Annotated in this window: 14 protein-coding genes; 3 read left to right on the top strand and 11 right to left on the bottom strand. The window is 65.5% G+C overall.

The window, feature by feature from the left end; all coding sequences use genetic code 11:
- Positions 1–11: 11 nt before the first annotated feature.
- The 5 genes from RPC_RS26155 to RPC_RS11005 all read right to left on the bottom strand — a co-directional run bounded on the left by RPC_RS26155 (position 12) and on the right by RPC_RS11005 (position 6,160).
- Positions 12–2,219: a GGDEF domain-containing protein gene (locus RPC_RS26155; RefSeq protein WP_011472660.1), complete on the bottom strand. Its 2,208-nt coding sequence runs from the start codon at positions 2,217–2,219 to the stop codon at positions 12–14.
- Positions 2,220–2,361: 142 nt separating this feature from the next.
- A complete protein-coding gene (gene nhaD, locus RPC_RS11020) occupies positions 2,362–3,645 on the bottom strand; it encodes a sodium:proton antiporter NhaD (protein WP_011472659.1) in 1,284 nt (427 codons plus the stop codon).
- Between the two features lie 281 nt (positions 3,646–3,926).
- Positions 3,927–4,331, bottom strand: coding sequence for a DUF3307 domain-containing protein (locus RPC_RS11015; RefSeq protein ID WP_041801667.1), 405 nt, complete (start codon positions 4,329–4,331; stop codon positions 3,927–3,929).
- 294 nt (positions 4,332–4,625) lie between these two features.
- Positions 4,626–5,462: a DUF6537 domain-containing protein gene (locus tag RPC_RS11010; protein ID WP_011472657.1), complete on the bottom strand. Its 837-nt coding sequence runs from the start codon at positions 5,460–5,462 to the stop codon at positions 4,626–4,628.
- Between the two features lie 14 nt (positions 5,463–5,476).
- Complete coding sequence (locus RPC_RS11005) at positions 5,477–6,160, bottom strand: Crp/Fnr family transcriptional regulator (RefSeq protein WP_041801666.1); 684 nt, start codon at positions 6,158–6,160, stop codon at positions 5,477–5,479.
- A gap of 200 nt (positions 6,161–6,360) precedes the next feature.
- Here RPC_RS11005 and RPC_RS11000 point away from each other — a divergent pair, with 200 nt between their 5' ends.
- Positions 6,361–7,176 (top strand): enoyl-CoA hydratase/isomerase family protein, encoded by an 816-nt coding sequence (locus tag RPC_RS11000; RefSeq protein ID WP_011472655.1) that lies wholly within the window; start codon positions 6,361–6,363, stop codon positions 7,174–7,176.
- Positions 7,177–7,216: 40 nt separating this feature from the next.
- Here the strand turns inward: RPC_RS11000 and RPC_RS10995 are convergent, their stop codons facing one another.
- Entirely contained in the window at positions 7,217–8,230 is a 1,014-nt protein-coding gene (locus RPC_RS10995; RefSeq protein WP_041801664.1) for a pyridoxamine 5'-phosphate oxidase family protein, read from the bottom strand.
- Between the two features lie 141 nt (positions 8,231–8,371).
- Between RPC_RS10995 and RPC_RS10990 the strand changes: the two genes are divergently transcribed.
- Positions 8,372–9,214, top strand: coding sequence for an AraC family transcriptional regulator (locus RPC_RS10990; RefSeq protein WP_011472653.1), 843 nt, complete (start codon positions 8,372–8,374; stop codon positions 9,212–9,214).
- A gap of 8 nt (positions 9,215–9,222) precedes the next feature.
- Here the strand turns inward: RPC_RS10990 and RPC_RS10985 are convergent, their stop codons facing one another.
- The 5 genes from RPC_RS10985 to RPC_RS10965 form a co-directional block, all read right to left on the bottom strand.
- Positions 9,223–9,918 (bottom strand): nitroreductase, encoded by a 696-nt coding sequence (locus RPC_RS10985; RefSeq protein ID WP_011472652.1) that lies wholly within the window; start codon positions 9,916–9,918, stop codon positions 9,223–9,225.
- A 182-nt stretch (positions 9,919–10,100) separates the two neighbouring features.
- Complete coding sequence (locus tag RPC_RS10980) at positions 10,101–11,342, bottom strand: acyl-CoA dehydrogenase (RefSeq protein ID WP_011472651.1); 1,242 nt, start codon at positions 11,340–11,342, stop codon at positions 10,101–10,103.
- 150 nt (positions 11,343–11,492) lie between these two features.
- Positions 11,493–12,620 (bottom strand): acyl-CoA dehydrogenase family protein, encoded by a 1,128-nt coding sequence (locus tag RPC_RS10975; protein WP_011472650.1) that lies wholly within the window; start codon positions 12,618–12,620, stop codon positions 11,493–11,495.
- A gap of 64 nt (positions 12,621–12,684) precedes the next feature.
- Positions 12,685–13,443, bottom strand: coding sequence for an SDR family NAD(P)-dependent oxidoreductase (locus RPC_RS10970; RefSeq protein WP_011472649.1), 759 nt, complete (start codon positions 13,441–13,443; stop codon positions 12,685–12,687).
- A gap of 744 nt (positions 13,444–14,187) precedes the next feature.
- A complete protein-coding gene (locus RPC_RS10965; protein WP_011472648.1) occupies positions 14,188–14,850 on the bottom strand; it encodes a TetR family transcriptional regulator in 663 nt (220 codons plus the stop codon).
- Between the two features lie 148 nt (positions 14,851–14,998).
- Between RPC_RS10965 and RPC_RS10960 the strand changes: the two genes are divergently transcribed.
- A complete protein-coding gene (locus tag RPC_RS10960) occupies positions 14,999–16,171 on the top strand; it encodes an acetyl-CoA C-acetyltransferase (protein WP_011472647.1) in 1,173 nt (390 codons plus the stop codon).
- The last annotated feature ends 256 nt before the right edge of the window (positions 16,172–16,427 follow it).

Here is a 16,427-nt window from a genome sequence, read left to right as displayed (position 1 = left end):
ACTCCGCCGGGTCAGCCGGTGGGCGCCAAGGCCGGCGCCTCGGTCAGCGGCGGCGGCGCCAGTTCGACCCGGTTGCGGCCGTTCATCTTGGCCCGATAAAGCGCATTGTCGACCCGGGCGAGCAGGCTCTCCGGGGTGTCGCCCAATACGCATTCGGCGACGCCGAAGCTGCAGGTCAGATTGCCGACATCGTCGAACACGGTGTAGGCGATGGTGGTTCGCAGCTTTTCGGCGAACTCGACCGCCGCGGTCTGGTCGGCCCCGACCAGCAGGATGCCGAATTCTTCGCCGCCCCAGCGCGCCAGGAAATCGGTCTGGCGGACGCTGCGCGACAAAATCCGCGACAGATGTACCAGCACCTGATCGCCCATCAGGTGACCATGCACGTCGTTGATCTCCTTGAAATGATCGATGTCGCACAACAACGATGAGAACGGCGTCTGCTGCCGATTGAAGCGGACGAGTTCGGCGGCCAGTCCCTCGTTGAACACCCGCCGGTTGAACATCCCGGTCAATGGATCGGTGGTGGCTTGAACTTGCAGCCCGCGCGCCAGCTCCTGCAGCTCGATGCGTTTTTCGGTGTGGATGCTGTCGCGGATGCCGTGCTCGCGGCCGTAGAAGTAGAACAACGCCATGATCGAGAATTGCAGCGTGATGACGATGCCGAGAAACCGGGTCGGAAAGATTCCGGTGACTGGAAACACCATCAGCAACGACCAGCCGCCTTCGTCGGCGGTGTGTCGCAGCACATAGGCCGGGACCCCGTCGGCCGTGGTCCAGACCGAGTCGACGATCGCGCGCGACATCATGGTCTTGGCCGCCGGACTCGGCTTCGCCAGCCGCAGTTCGTCCACCGCGCGCGGCCACAGCGCGCGCCCCAACATCTCGGCGCGATTGGACAGCATCACCACGCCGTCGTCGTTGACGAAGTAGAACTCCCCATCGAACGACAGCAGGCTGGCTTCGAGCCGGTCGAGCGATTTCTTCAGCATCGCAACACCGACGACGCTGCCGTCGCGATCGCGAATCGGCGTACTGGAGGTGTAGCTTCGCATCCCGCTAACCGGATCGAACTCGACATGACTGCTGGCCAGCCCGGCGATCGCGCTCTGAAAATACGGCGCCGCACTTTCGTTCGGCAGAGCGAGCGTCGCCGCTTGGCGCCGATCGGACGAAGCGATCACCGTGCCGGATCGGTTGAGCACCATGCCGACCAGGGCTCCGGCGGCTTCGACATCGCGCTGCAGCACCTCGTCGATGTGTTGATCCTGCGCGCCGCCACCACCATTCAGCATCGGCAGCAGCACCGGCGACCTCGCCAGCGCTTTCACCATGGCGTCGAGCACCGCGGCTTCCCCGGTCAGACGGCTGACCAGCAATTCGCTGTCGCCCCGTGCTTCCGACTCGACGTTCCGTTGGTAGATGCCGCCAAGATAACTGGTCAGCCCCCACCCGCCGGCAAAGATCAAGACCAGCACGATCATGGTCCAGACGAATTGCCGGCGCAGATACGCCGTGTAGCGCGCCGACGCCACCGTCTCGACCAGGATTTGTCCCCAGAACGCCCAACACAGCACGGTCAGTGCGCCGCCGAGCACGCCGCGCACCAGTTGAATGGGCGTTCCCGTCAGCTCGACGAACCATTCCCAATTGTAGACGCTGGCCGGCCAGAACGGCGCCGGCGCCACCATCAGAACGCTCGTCACCCCATAGATTGCCAGCACCACCGCAAACGCCGTGAGCAGACGTCGACTGAACGGCGGATGCTGCCTGGCGCGTAACGCCACCACCAGGCTTGCGCCGAGGGTGCCACATAGTCCCAGGCCGTAGCGCGCCGCGACATTCGCCGTGGGCAATCCGCCGAGCACCCCGGCCGCGATAATCAGCCCAACCAGTGAAAAATACACCCAGCTGTCCGGCTGTTTGAAGCCCAGACCGATGGCTCCCCTGCGGGCGTATTCGATCAAGAACAGATACGACGTCGTCAACAGCGCCAGGCGCACCGCCTGGAACGGCGCATTGTCGCCGAGGATCAGGGCAGCAAGGTCGAACCATTCGGCGAAACCGTGAACCAGCGCAAAAAATCCGAACGGCCAAAGCCCGACCGTGCCCCCGAGCCCGGCGCGCGCAATCGCCAGAAAGGCGGCGCCGAGCAGGATGAAGACCATGCCGTAGAAGAAGTAGATGAAATCCAGCTGGGACTGCAGGAAAGAGGCCATGGTTCACGCGCGTTACGATCCGGCCGCCTGTCGCGAACACCGCTTCGTCGACGGTTGCTGCCGCGTCGACAGGGTACAATCCAGCTCACGCCATCCCGTTAATTTCGCACCAGGTAGATTTACGAGGTCCGCAGCGAGCGTCTCAGTGCATCAGGTTGTACTGCATCACATAAACCGCCGCGCCGGCAAAATAGCCCAGCAGCGCCAGCACGCTGACGCGGCGCAGGTACCAGAAGAATTCGATCTTTTCGATCCCCATCGCGGCGACGCCGGCGGCCGAGCCGATGATCAGGATCGATCCGCCGGTGCCGGCGCAATAGGCGATGAACTGCCACAGAAAACTGTCGGGCGGATATTGCGCCAGGCTGTACATGCCGATCGACGCGGCAACCAGCGGCACGTTGTCGACGATGGCGCTGACCAATCCGAGAATCAGGACGATCAGATCCTGGCGTCCCACGGTCTGATCCAGCCATGCCGCCAGCGCGGTCAGGATGTGGGAATGCTCGAGCGTGGCAACCGCCAGCAGGATGCCGAGGAAGAACACCACCGAACTGAGATCGATCCGGGTCAGCGCGTGAGCCAAGGTCAGGTGTTCGAACTGCTCGGGCGGCTTGTGGCGGTGGATGATCTCAGCACCCAACCAGAGAATTCCCAGCCCAAACAGCATGCCCATGAACGGCGGCAACCCGGTGACGGCCTTGAAGGCCGGCACCAGCACCAGAATGCCGAGCCCCAGGAAGAAGATCAGATTGCGCTCGAACACGTTGTTGGTAGCGGCCGCGGGGTCGGCATCGATCGGCTTCGGGACGAAGGCCCGCCCGCGCAGCCGCCAGGTCACCATCACCAGCGGCACCAGCAGGCTGACCATCGACGCCAGCACCACGTCCCTGACGATCGCGACGGCCGAGAGCTGTCCGCCGATCCACAGCATCGTCGTGGTGACGTCGCCCATCGGCGACCAGGCGCCGCCGGCGTTGGCGGCGATCACCACCATCGCGGCGAAGAACAGCCGGTCGTCGCGGTCGTCGAGCAGCTTCTTGGTCAACGATGTCATCACGATGGTGGTGGTCAAATTGTCCAGCACCGCGCTGAGGAAGAACGTCACCAGCCCGACCAGCCACATCAGCGTGGCGAGCCGGTTGGTGCGGATCTGCGAGGTGATGATCTCGAAGCCGTTGTGCGCGTCGATCACCTCGACGATGGTCATGGCGCCCATCAGGAAAAAGATGATCTCCGCGGACGACGCCACCGATTCGTCGAGCTGATGCATCACCCCGGCATGATCGGGGCTCGACATCGAATACAAGATCCAGAGCACCCCGGCGCCGAGCAGCGCGGTGGCGGATTTGTTGATGCCGAGCGGATGTTCCAGCGCGATCGCCGCGTAAGCGACGACGAAAACGGCGATGATCGCGGCCTGCATTCCAACCCGTCCCCCCTGTCCTGGGCCCTGAATAGCAGAACTATCGCGGCCGACAAACCCAAGGATCCAGGTCAAGCGGCGCGGAGCGCTGATGCGCTTCGCAAATCCGCGCCGTCATTCCGGGGCGCGCGAGCGACAGCTCGAGCGAACCCGGAATCTCGCAACATGGACGGACTGTTGCACGAGCGGCAGATTCCGGGTTGGCGCGCAGCTGCGCTGCGCCCGCCGCGGAATGACGAACTTGGTTTTCGGGCGGTCGCCTGGTTTTGGCGCCGTCCGGCTCAGCCCTGCGCGGCGAGCCAGATCGACAGCGCAAAGCCGGTGAGATGATGCAGCGCCTGATCGGTGCCGATCAGCCACCAGAACCATTGATGGTCGCGGGTGACGTCGAAGGTGGCGACGCAGAATCCCTTGGCGCGGTCGATCAGGATGTGAATCGCAAAATCGATCAGCCCGATGAACCAGAACCGCGGCGCGATGATCAGCATCAAGGCGGTGGTCAGCCCGAGATGAATCGAACAATGCAGCAAGAGCGGCCAGGCCCAACCGATCTTCTGGTCCTTGCCGATAGCCATCCAATGGGTCTGCAGAAAGAAATCCGCCACCACATGCTTGGCGGTGAGCACCAGCATCCATCCGATCAGCGCGCCTACGGCGACCGACGACGACAATGATGGAAACACCAAGCGAGCGCCCTTTGCTGGATGGCGGGCCCTGAACGGCGGCACGACCGGCAGCGAAATGCAGAATGCCGGTCGTTCATGGCCCGCAACTCGCGCGGAGCCAAACGCTCCCCGGATCATGCGCGCGGACCGCCGATTTATGACACTTCGTCGCCGCAAATGCACGCCCGGAGCGGCGTTTTTGCCCCCCCAAGGATACCGGGCCGCCGGCCGGCCGCGGCGCTTGGCGCGACGGAATTTGCCGACGAACGGTAACAAGGTAGCCGCACCCGGCGCGATCAGCCCGTCTGGCTGCAGTCACCGCGCGGCGGCGGCCGTTGCTAGAATCTCCGCGACGCAGCGCTGCAGCGCGCGCCGCTGCGGATCCGGCGTCACCGCGGCGCGCGCTTGCGCGATCGCGGCGGCAAGGTCGGGCAATTCGAGCACGCCGTCGAAGCAGGGCTTGGCGAGGCTATCGATGATCAGGCACCAGTCGGCCTGCCGCTGCCGCAACGGCTCGCCGCAGCCGTGAATCATCGTCGCGGTTTGCACGATGGCGGCCGCGGCCGCCGGCTGCTTGGTCAGCGCGCGATCGATCATGTGCAGCCAGCGCTCGACCAGCGCGCGCTCCTTGGCATAGCGCGGCGACAACAGCCGCCAGCGCCGCAACGACGCCTCGAGCTTGAGCCGGCGCACCGCGAACCAGCTCGTGGTGCTGAAGCGCAGTCGCACCTTGCGGCGTGACAGCCCGGCCCAGCCGACCAATTCCAGCGCCTGTCCGGAGATCACCTCCGGCAGCGTCGACACCAATTCGTCGAGCCGAAACGTCTTCACCTCGCCGGGCCCCGGCGGCTGTTGCAAGGCGAGCTGCGCCAGCCGGATCACGTCCTCGTAGCACATTCGCTGCGCCAACAGCCGCGCGATGTCGATGAACAGCTCATCGCCAACGCCGCGGCGGCCGATGAAGCGGCGCAGCCGGTCGAGATAGAGCTGCGCGTAGCTCGGTCCCTGATAGTCGATCAGCATGAACACGGCGTCGCTGGCGGTCGCCCGCACCGCCTCCGGCAGCCCCTCGGGCAGAAACGGCGCGGCGCGGCCGTCCTCGCCCATCCATTCGGCGAGCGTGGCGCGGATCGCCTCGATGAAGCCGGCCACCGCGGCGGCCTTCGCTAGGCCGAACCCTGTGCGGCTGGCGCTGGCGCTGCAGCGGGCGCCGGCGTTTGCACCGTATACTCGGCCAACCGCTGCTCCAGCCGGCCGATGTTCTGGAACAGCCGGGCGCTGGCCAGCCGCAAGAAGTAGAAGCCGAATTCCGGGTTCTGCACGTACAATTCCTCGACCTGCCGATAGCTGACGCCGAGCACGGTGCCGCGTTCGATGCACTCCAGCGTCTGGGTCCGCTCGTTCAGCGGCGACAGCATGCCGAGCTCGCCGACGATGGCGCCGACCGGCAATTCGATGCCGGATTCCACCAGCCGGTAACGGCCGCTGACGATGTAGAACATGTCCTCGGCCTTCTCGTCTTTGTAGAACAGCACCTCCCCGGCCTCGCAGCAACGCTCGGTCATGAACGGCTTCAGCCATTCCATCGACAGGTCGCTGTTGACCGATTTTTTCACGTCGCGCACCAGCTGCAGCATCTGGTGCAGCCGGTAGCCGTTCAGCGGCAGCAGCACGGCGTGCAGCAGCAGCGTCGGATAGGCGTGGCTGAAGATCGAGGTGGTGATCAGGATCACGTTGGTGATGATGCCGAACACCCGCAGCGGGATCATCGTGCGCATCGTGGTGGTGGCGACGACGAAGATCGAGGCGAAAAACGTACCCGCCTGAACGGCGATATGGGGCGAATCCATGGGCGAACCATTCCCTGAAACGGAATCACGTGGCCCCGGAAACGTTGCTCCCCGGGGCATCGATCCTTGGGCTGCGAATATAGCCGATCCGTCCGCAATTGCCGCCCCGCAAAACCATGCCTTGGATCACGGTTTGTGCCGGCGGCGTTGACGGCCCCCATCGGCGCAGGGCAGGCTCGGCCGACAGCTAGGAGACCGAGATGTCGGAGACGACGACGATAACCGCCACCACCGCGAGCGACGAACCCACCGACAGCACGCCGATCCTGACCATCGCCGGCGCGCGCGCCGAGATCCGGCTGAACCGGCCGCGGCATCTCAACCGGCTATTGCCGGACGACCTCGACGCGCTGATGCGGCAGTTCGAGCAAATCGAAGGCGATCCGGCGCTGCGGGTGCTGGTCTTGACCGGCACCGGGCGGGCGTTTTCCGCCGGCTTCGATCTCGGCAAGGTTGCGGAGCGCGCCGCCGCGGAGGCCGCGCAGCCCAGCGCCGGGGCGGCGTTCGAGGTGGTCGCCAACCGGCTCGAGGATCTTGCGCTGCCGACCATCTGCCGGCTCAATGGCGGGGTCTATGGCGGCTCCACCGATCTGGCGCTGGCCTGCGATTTCCGCATCGGCGCCGAGGGCTGCGAAATGTTCATGCCGGCGGCACGGCTCGGGCTGCACTACTACAAGAGCGGGATTCGCCGCTACGTGTCGCGGCTCGGCGTCGACAACGCCAAGAAGCTGTTCCTCACCGCACAGAAGATCGACGCCCGCGAGATGCTGCGGATCGGCTATCTCACCGCCTTGGTGCCGATGAAGCGGCTCGACGCCGAGGTCGACGCGCTGGCGACCATCCTGGCCGGCAACGCACCGCTGGCGATGGCCGGCATGAAGCGGGCGATCAACGAATTCGCCCGCGATCAGCTCGACGAGGCGGCCGCCGATCAACGCGCCCAGGACAGCATGCAGAGCGCCGAAATCAACGAAGGCATCGCCGCCTTCAAGGAGAAGCGCGCGCCGCGGTTTTGAGCGCGGCTGCCGGGCCGCGGCGCCGTTTCTCCGCGGCGCGTTAGTACAGGTTGTTCTTGTATTCCTTGTCCAACGCCGTCTTCAGCAACCCGGACACCCCGGGCACCGACAGCGCGGCGCCGGTCAGCCGAGCGGCGAAGCCGCTGTCGCGGTTCAGCTTGATATGTTCGACGAACAGCTTCGCCGCTTCGATGCCGTGGGTCGGCGGCTGCAGCGGCCACAGCCTGGCGCGCCGCAGCGCAGCACTGTCGCGGAGCTCAATCGTCAAATCGTCGATCGCAGCGACCAGCGCCGGCGTCTTGTCCTGCACGGCGAACGCGGCGCGCCTTGCCGCGTCAGAGCTGATCCGGGCGCGGCCTGACAAGTGGACGACGTAGCTCGAGCCGGGGATCAGCAGCGCCGCGGCGACGCGCGGCTGGACGAGAATGTTGCGGAAGCTGTCGGTACGGCGGTTGCCCGGTCGATCCGCGAACCAGGCGGTGTCGTCCTCAAGCCGCAGCAGGCCGCCGGCGGGATCGCCCTTCGGGCTGAGATCGGCGTGGCCCTGCGCGTCGCTGCTCGCCAGCGCCATCAGCCGGCTATCGGCAACGAAGCTGGCGACATCCTGCGGCGCTGCGACCTGCGGCATCGCCGCCCAGAACTCCGAACGCAGCAGCGCCTTGCCGCAATGGCCGTAGCATTGCTCCACCGCAATGCTGACCTCATGCTCATCCACTGCCGCGACGGTGCCGTTGATGCGCAACATCTCGACGGTCCCGGGCAGCAGGAACAGCGAGCCGAAGCCCAGCCCCGGCCGCGCCAGCGCCGGATCGTCGAGCCGATCGAGCGGCAACCGCAGCCGATGCGCGTCGCCGCCGGCAAAACCCGGCTCGCCGCCGCCGAGCGTCAGCGCCATCGCGCCGCCTTGCGCGAATCCGGCGAACATCAGCGGCGAGGCCGCGATCCAGCGCAACGCACCGGCATCGAGGTGATCGATCACCTTGAGGTTCATCATCTGCGGCGTCTTGCCGACGATGGCTTCCAGTTCGGCGACCGAACCGATGGTGTCATTCATTGCAGTCTCCGCTTGCGAGAGGGCCTCACGAACCGCGGCCCGGGGCAGCGACATACCTATGCGCCCGTGGGATTGGCTACATCTGGCAAATATGCCATATTATTTCGAAATCCTGCCAATGAGCCTTGGACGAGAACCAGCGTGCCGATTCTGAAGGAGCCGCCTGATCCGGCCGAATGGTCCGACCCCGACGACATCCCCCGGCCGGTGGTGGCGTTCGGCGTGACCTTGGCGGGTCCCGGCCTGGAGCTTGCTCCGCATCGGCATCGCAAGGCGCAATTGCTGCTGAGCTTGCGCGGCGTGCTCACCTGCGAAGCGCAGAGCGGGCTGTGGCTGGTGCCGCCGCAGCACGCGATCTGGATTCCCGGCGGGGCGCTGCACGCCATCAGGGCCACGGGGACGATCGAGGGTTACGACATTTTCGTCGAGCCGGCCTTGACGCTCGGCATGCCCGCAAGCTGCTGCACGATGTCGGTGACGCCGTTGCTGCGCGAACTTCTGGTCCGCGCCGCCGGATTTCCGCTGCTGTATCCCGAAGGCGGCGCGGAATCCCACCTGTTCACGCTGCTGCTCGACGAGGTCGCGACGGCCTCGGTGCAGCGTCTGTACCTGCCGATGCCGGCCGACGTTCGGCTGCGGCGGATCGTCGAGCTGATGATGGCCGACCCCACCGATCGCGGCACCATGGCGAGCTGGGCGAAACGCGCCGGACTGAGCGAACGCACGCTCGCCCGGCTCTTGGCGCGCGAGACCGGCATGAGCTTCGGCCGCTGGCGCCAGCAACTGACGATCATGCTGGCGCTGCAGCGGATGGCCGAGGGCGCGCCGATCCAACGCCTTGCGGTCGAGCTCGGCTATGAGAGTGCGGCGAGCTTCGTCACGATGTTTCGCAAGACGCTCGGCAGTTCGCCCGGCCGCTACATGGCGCGGCTGCGCGGCAGCCCGGCCGCAGCGGATCAAGATCCCAAGCAACCCGCCCGCTGACGTCGCGATCACCCCACGAAGGTCGCCACCTCGCTGATCGGCGCCCGGCTGGTGCGGTAGGAGTTGATCTTGTGCGCGGTGTCGGCAAATCCAAACGAGATGCCGCACACCACGCGGCGATCCTCGCCGAGCCCGAAATGCTGGCGCACCACCGCCGAGTGAAACGCCAATGCGGCCTGCGGCACGGTGGCGATGCCGAGCGCCTGCGCCGCCAGCATGAAATTGCCGACATAGCCGCCGCAATCCACCGCGCCATAGACGCCCAGCGCCTCGTCGGTGGTGACGATGGCGACGTGCGGCGCGCCGAACAACCGGAAATTCTCCAGCGCCTGTTGGGCGTAGGCCAGCCTGTCGCCCCTCGGAATGCCGATCGTGTTGTAGAGCTGGAAGCCGCTCTCGCGGCGGCGCTGCCGATAGACCCCGCGATATTCCCGCGGAAATTCAAAGTCGCTGCTCGACGCCGCCCCGGACGCCGCCACCGGATACAGCGCGTCGCGGAATTTCTCGGTTTCCTCGCCGCAGGTGATCACCACCTGCCAGGGCTGGCTGTTGCACCACGACGCGGTGCGCTGCGCGGCGCCGAGAATCCGCTCGATGATCTCGCGCGGCACTTGGTCCGTCTTGTAGGCGCGGCACGAATAGCGCTGCGCCAGCAAGGATTCCAGCACGTCGATCGGGGCGGTGTCGGCGATAGTGGACGTCATGCGCAATCTCTCCAATTCTCGGCGTCATCCTGAGGTGCTCGGCCCGGCAGCGCTAAGCGCTGACGGGGCGAGCCTCGAAGGATGCTGTTCTGCGAAGCCCGCGCCGCGACGCCGTCGCCCTTCGAGGCTCGCCGAAGACGGCGAGCACCTCAGGGTGACGGCTCGAGAGGCATACCTGAACTCTAGCGCCCTCGCGTGGGAATTTGGTTGAACGGCACGTCTTTGTCGACGCGGATGTCGCCGGGCAGCCCGAGCACCCGCTCGGCGATGATGTTGCGCATGATCTCGTCGGTGCCGCCTTCGACGCGGGTGCCCGGCGCGCGCAGCAGCATCGCCTGGAATTTTCCCGCGGCGTCGGCTTCCGGCCCGGAGAGCACGCCGGCGGCGCCCTGCAGGTCCAGCGCATACATCGCGACTTCCTGGATCATCGAGGCGGCGACCAATTTGCCGATCGAATTCTCCGGCCCCGGCCGCTCGCCCTTGGACAGCGCCGAGATCGCCCGCAGGCTGGTGTATTTCAGCCCCGACGCCTTCACCGCCCAGTTCGCCAGTTTGGCGCGCACCGCACGGTCGTCGATCGCCGGGCCATCGTCCAGCATCAGGCCGTTGCAGTAGTCGAACAATTCAGGAACGCCGGTGGTGATCTGCGCGCCGATCGACAGCCGCTCGTTCATCAGCGTGGTCAGCGACACGGTCCAGCCGTCGTTGACCGCGCCCAGCCGCTGCGCGTCGGGAATCCGCACGTCGGTGAAATACACCTCGTTGAACTCCGACTGGCCGTTGGCCTGCTTGATCGGCCGCACCTCGACGCCTTGGCTTTTCATGTCGAGGAAGAACATGGTGAGCCCCTTGTGCTTGGGCACGCTGGGATCGGTGCGGGTGATCAGGATGCCGTAATCCGAGTAATGCGCGCCCGAGGTCCAGATCTTCTGGCCGTTGATGATCCAGTCGGAGCCGTCGCGCTCGGCGCGGGTGCGCAGACCGGCGACGTCGGAGCCGCCGGCCGGCTCGGAAAACAGCTGGCACCAGATCTGTTCGCCGGAGGCCAAGGCCGGCAGATAGTGCCGCTTCTGCTCCTCCGAGGCGTAGGCCATCATGGTCGGGCCGCACATGCCATGGCCGATGATGAACAGGAAGCTGAGCTTGCCGAAGGCGCCCTCCTCCTGCTGCCAGATCACCCGCTCGATCGGCGTGGCGCCGCGACCGCCGCACTCCTTCGGCCAATGCAGGCAGGCCCAGCCGGCCTCGGCTTTTTTCTTCTGCCAGGCCTTGGCGACCTCCAGCGCGGTGGTGCCGTCGAGCACCAGCCGGCCGAGCGAGGCTTTGCGCAATTGCGCTTCGTATTGCGTCGGCGCGTTGGCGGCGATCCAGGCCTTCGCCTCGGCGCGAAACGCGGCTTCTTGCGGGGTGTCGTCGAAGTTCATGGCCCTCACTCTCGCTCCGCGTGTCCCGGCCGCGGTGCGGCGATCTTCACGCCGCGCCGCTGACCCGGGACCGTACCAGATGCTGCCCTCGTTACGGTCCCGGCTCTGCGGAGCAGCGCTTCGCGCTGCGCCGCGTCCGGGACACGCGCGTTACGCCGCATTCTTCTGCCGCATCCGCTCGATCAGCTGGTCTTCCCAATAGGATTGGCTGCCGAGCGCCAGCGCCAGCGCGTTGGCGCGGCGATAGTACAGATGGCAGTCGAACTCCCAGGTGAAGCCCATGCCGCCATGCACCTGGATGTTGTTCTTGGCGCAATGCTGATAGGCCTGCGTGGCGCTGATCCGCGCCGCGGCCGCGGCCTCCGGCAATTCGGCGGCGTTGGTCGACAGCGCCCAGGCGCCGTAGTAGCAATTCGAGCGCGCCAAAGTCGCGGCGACATACATGTCGGCGAGCATGTGCTTGATCGCCTGGAACGAGCCGATCGGGCGGCCGAAGGCGATGCGGTCGAGCGCGTAGTCGCGGCCCATCTCCAGCGCGCGGTCGGCGCCGCCGACCTGCTCGAAGCCGATCAGCACCGCGGCGCGGTCGAGCAGCCGGGTGACCAGGCTCCAGCCCTCAGAGGCTTCGCCGAGCGGTTCGGCCTTGACGTTGGCGAAACGAATCTCGGCCTGACCGCGCGACGGATCGAGATTGGCGAGCGCCTTCGTCTCGACGCCATCGGCGGACAGATCCACCAGAAACAGCGCGATGTCGCTGTCGCGGCCGCTCGCTGCAGTGCGCGCGGCGACGACGGCGAAATTGGCGATCGCGCCGTCCGGGACCGGCGACTTTGTACCGCTGAGCATGCCGTCGGTCGCGCTGAGCTGGATCGCCCGCGGCGACGGCTGGCCGCGGCCCTCGAACAGCGCCAGCGTACCGATCGCGTCGCCCGCGGCGATCAACGGCAGCCATTTCTTTTTCTGCGCTTCGGAGCCCGCCATCAGCAGCGCTTCGGCGGCGAGGTACACCGTGGAGGAGAACGGCACCGGGGCCAGCGCGCGGCCGACCTCTTCGGCGAGCACGCAGAGTTCGAGCTGGCCGGCGCCGGCGCCGCCATATTGTTCGGGGATCGCCACGCCGAGGAATCCCATCTCGGCAAAACCCTGCCACAGCGCGCGATCGTAGGGCGCCTTGCCGTCGAGCACCTCGCGCACCGCTTTCGGCGGGCACTTCTCGGCGAGAAAGCGCCTCGCCTGCTCGCGCAACTGCTTCTGTTCGTCGGAGAAATCGAAATTCATGGCGTTGGTCCCATGTTTTTTTGCCGCACGCACCGCGCGGCGCATCGTCTCCGGATCGCCGCTGCTAGCGCGGCGCCATGCGGATCGCGCCGTCGAGCCGGATGGTCTCGCCGTTCAGCATCGGGTTCTCGACGATGTGGACGGCCAGCATGGCATATTCGCTAGGATCGCCGAGCCGCGCCGGATGCGGCACCTGGGCGCCGAGGCTCTTCTGCGCCTCCTCCGGCAATCCCTGCAGCAGCGGCGTCAGGAACAGGCCGGGCGCGATCGTCATGACGCGGATGTTCAAGGAGGCAAGATCGCGCGCCACCGGCAGCGTCATGCCGACGATGCCGCCCTTGGAGGCGGAATACGCCGCCTGCCCGATCTGGCCGTCGAACGCCGCCACGCTCGCGGTGCTGATGACGACGCCGCGCTCCTCGCCGATCGGCGGCGCGCTCTGCATCCGCTCGGCGACCAGGCGAATGCAATTGAACGAGCCGATCAGATTGACCTTGATGACGCGGGAGAACTGATCGAGCGGCAGCGCGCCGTTCTTGCCGACGGTCTTTGCCGCGTTGCCGATGCCGGCGCAATTCACCAGCACCCGGATCACGCCATGGGCGGCTTCGGCCTTGGCGATCGCTTCCTGCACCTGGGCTTCTTCGGAGACGTCGCCGACGCAAGCCGTGCCGCCGATCTCGGCGGCGACCTTCTCGGCATTGTCCTTGTTCATGTCGAGCACCGCGACCTTGGCGCCCTTGGCGGCCATCGCCCGCGCGGTCGCGGCCCCCAGTCCAGAGCCGCCGCCGGTGATCAGGACGGAGACGTCTTTCAACTGCATCGTAACGAACCTTTCCTCGATCTGTCCCTACCTACCCTTGGCTACCCTTGGCTAGCCTTGGCTACCCTTAGCTATTCTTAGCTATTCTTGGGCGTTTCCGACTTGTCCATCGAGACCGGCTGCAAGGCGGCGCCCGACACGCGTAGCAATCCAGAGGCATCGCGCGATGCCCTGGATTGCCGCGTCGCAACAAGCCGCGTCATCAAGATTGCCCCCTGATGACGTTGAATGCCCCGACTTCGTTGATCGCAGTGTGAGTCAGGTTGTCAGAAAGACAAGTCCTTGGGCGTTTCCGTATCTTTGTTGGTGTGTCGTCTGCTCCGTCCTTGGGCGCGTCCTGATCTGATAGCCGGGATCACGCGTATCGCTGCTTGCCGCAGTCTGTTTGGCGTCTGCTGAAACGACCGTTTCAACGTCTGCTTCGAAGTCTCCCTGGGTCCTTGGGCGTTTCCGTGTTTTCTTGTTGGCCGTGGTGTTGCGAGCTCCTTGGGCGCTCCCCCAATCTGGCGTCGGGGTCAGCGCGTCGCGAAACAAAAGTCCTTGGGCGTTTCCGAATGGTGTTCTTGTTGATTGGTATCAGTCTTGTTTTTGTTCTGGTTTGAGTCTTGCTGCTCGAATTTCTATCCTTGGGCGTTTCCGTGGTTTCTTATCAGCGTTGTCCTTGGACGTTTCTTATTGTCTTGAAGCTTGTCGTTTGAAGTCTGTCCTTGGGCGTTTCTTATTGTCGTTGAGGAGTCGGCGCGGCTAGCTGACGGCGCCCCGAGGCGACCCCAGCAGGCCGTCGAGAATCAGCGTCTCCATATGCACGATGTAGTCGCGGCACACCTGATCGGTGATCGGGCCGACGCCGGTCGCGCGGGTGATCGAATGCCGGCTGAAGAACAGGTGATCGCAGGCGCCGACCAGGCTGGTGTAGAACAGCACCGGATCGACGTTGCGGAATTGTCCGGCGGCGACGCCTTGCGCCAACAGCCGGCGCTGAAAGTCGAGCAGCGGGCCGACGAAGAACTTCGACACTTCGTCGGCGGCTTCGGCGCTGCTCTCGTGCAGCATGTAATGGATCAGCCGGTTCATGTAGGGAAACTGGTGATAGGTCTTGATGATGCCGGCGATGTGCAGCCGCATCTTGGCGGCGGGCGAGATCGGCTGCGCCAGCAGATATTCCAGATTGGCCATCTCGGTGACGGCGTCGCGCTCGAGCAGCGCCAGCATCAAGCCGTCCTTGTTGCCGAAGTGATATTTTACCAGCGCGGCGTTGACGCCGGCCTTCACCGCGATGTCGTGCAGCGACACGTCGATGGAATTGCGCTCGGTCATCAACTCGCCCGCCGCCACCAACAGCCGATCGGCGGTGGTGTTCTTGCTCGCGGGCAACCGATGCGAAACGTTGGTACTGAGGTGCGGCATTCCAATTCCAAATCAACAACGTGATGCGCACATAACCCGATGCCGCAGCGAAGCTCAAGCATTTAATTGACTGATTGACTAAAAGCTAATTGGCCCATTAAATTTGCCTCGCATCCAGGCAGCACAATAAAAAGCAGGGAGAGACGCCATGGCCGAGGCCTATATCGTCGCCGCGGCGCGCACCGCCGGCGGCCGCAAAGGCGGCCGGCTCGCGGGCATTCATCCGGCCGATCTCGCGGCCGCGGTGCTCGATGCGCTGGTGGAGCGCTGCGGCGCTTCGCCGGAGCAGATCGACGACGTCATCATGGGCTGCGTGATGCAGGCCGGCGAGCAATCCAACAACATCGCACGCATCGCGATCATGGCGTCGAAGCTGCCGGAGAGCGTGCCCGGCACCTCGATCGACCGGCAGTGCGGCTCGTCGCAGCAGGCGCTGCATTTCGCCGCCCAAGCGGTGATGTCCGGCGCCATGGACATGGTGATCGCCGCCGGGGTGGAGTCGATGACACGGGTGCCGATGGGGCTGCCCTCCGCGCTGCCGGCGAAAGACGGCTTCGGCCACTACAAGAGCCCGGCGATCGAGGCGCGCTATCCCGACATCCAGTTCAGCCAGTTCACCGGCGCCGAGATGATGGCGGAGAAATACGGCCTGTCGAAAGACGAGCTCGACGAATTCGCCTACCAGAGCCATCAGCGCGCGATCGCCGCGACGCAAGGCGGCCGCTTCAAGGACGAGATCATCCCGCTCACCATCACCCGCGCCGACGGCTCGACCGACAGCCACACGATCGACGAAGGCATCCGCTTCGACGCCACGCTCGACGGCATCCGCGGCGTCAAGCTCATTCAAGACGGCGGCAAGCTCACCGCGGCTTCGGCCAGCCAGATCTGCGACGGCGCCTCCGGCGTGATGGTGGTCAGCGAGGCCGGGTTGAAATCGCTCGGCGTTCAGCCGTTGGCGCGGATCCATCACATGACCATGATGGGCGGCGATCCGGTGATCATGCTGGAGGCGCCGTTGCCCGCCACCGAACGCGCGCTGCGGAAGGCCGGCATGGCGATCGACGACATCGACCTCTACGAAGTCAACGAAGCGTTCGCCTCGGTGCCGACCGCCTGGCTGAAGACGCTGCACGCCGATCCGCAAAAGCTCAACGTCAACGGCGGCGCGATCGCGCTCGGCCATCCGCTCGGCGCCAGCGGCACCAAGCTGATGACCACGCTGATCCACGCGCTGCAACAGCACAACAAACGCTACGGATTGCAGACCATGTGCGAGGGCGGCGGCATGGCCAATGTGACGATCGTGGAGAGGTTGTAGGGACGAGGAGCGAATAGAGCGGGCGAATAGCGAGTGGCGAATAGCGAGTGGCGAATGGCGAGTGGCGAATGGCGAGTGGCGAATGGCGAGTAGGGAATAGGGAGTAGGGACGAGGCAATGCGAGCCGATGCGTGGTCCGGACACGCGGCGGCGCGAAGCGCGGCGAACGTTGAACCGGGGTGCGGGGCCTGGGTTTGGCGAGGCTACGCAGCATCGCAGCGGATGCAGATTGCCGCAGCGCGTGAATCCCTACTCC

The sequence above is a fragment of the Rhodopseudomonas palustris BisB18 genome (assembly GCF_000013745.1).
GTDB lineage: Bacteria > Pseudomonadota > Alphaproteobacteria > Rhizobiales > Xanthobacteraceae > Rhodopseudomonas_A > Rhodopseudomonas_A palustris_F.
Note: the sequence above shows the minus strand (reverse complement) of the source record. Positions and strands in the feature narration are given on the sequence as shown.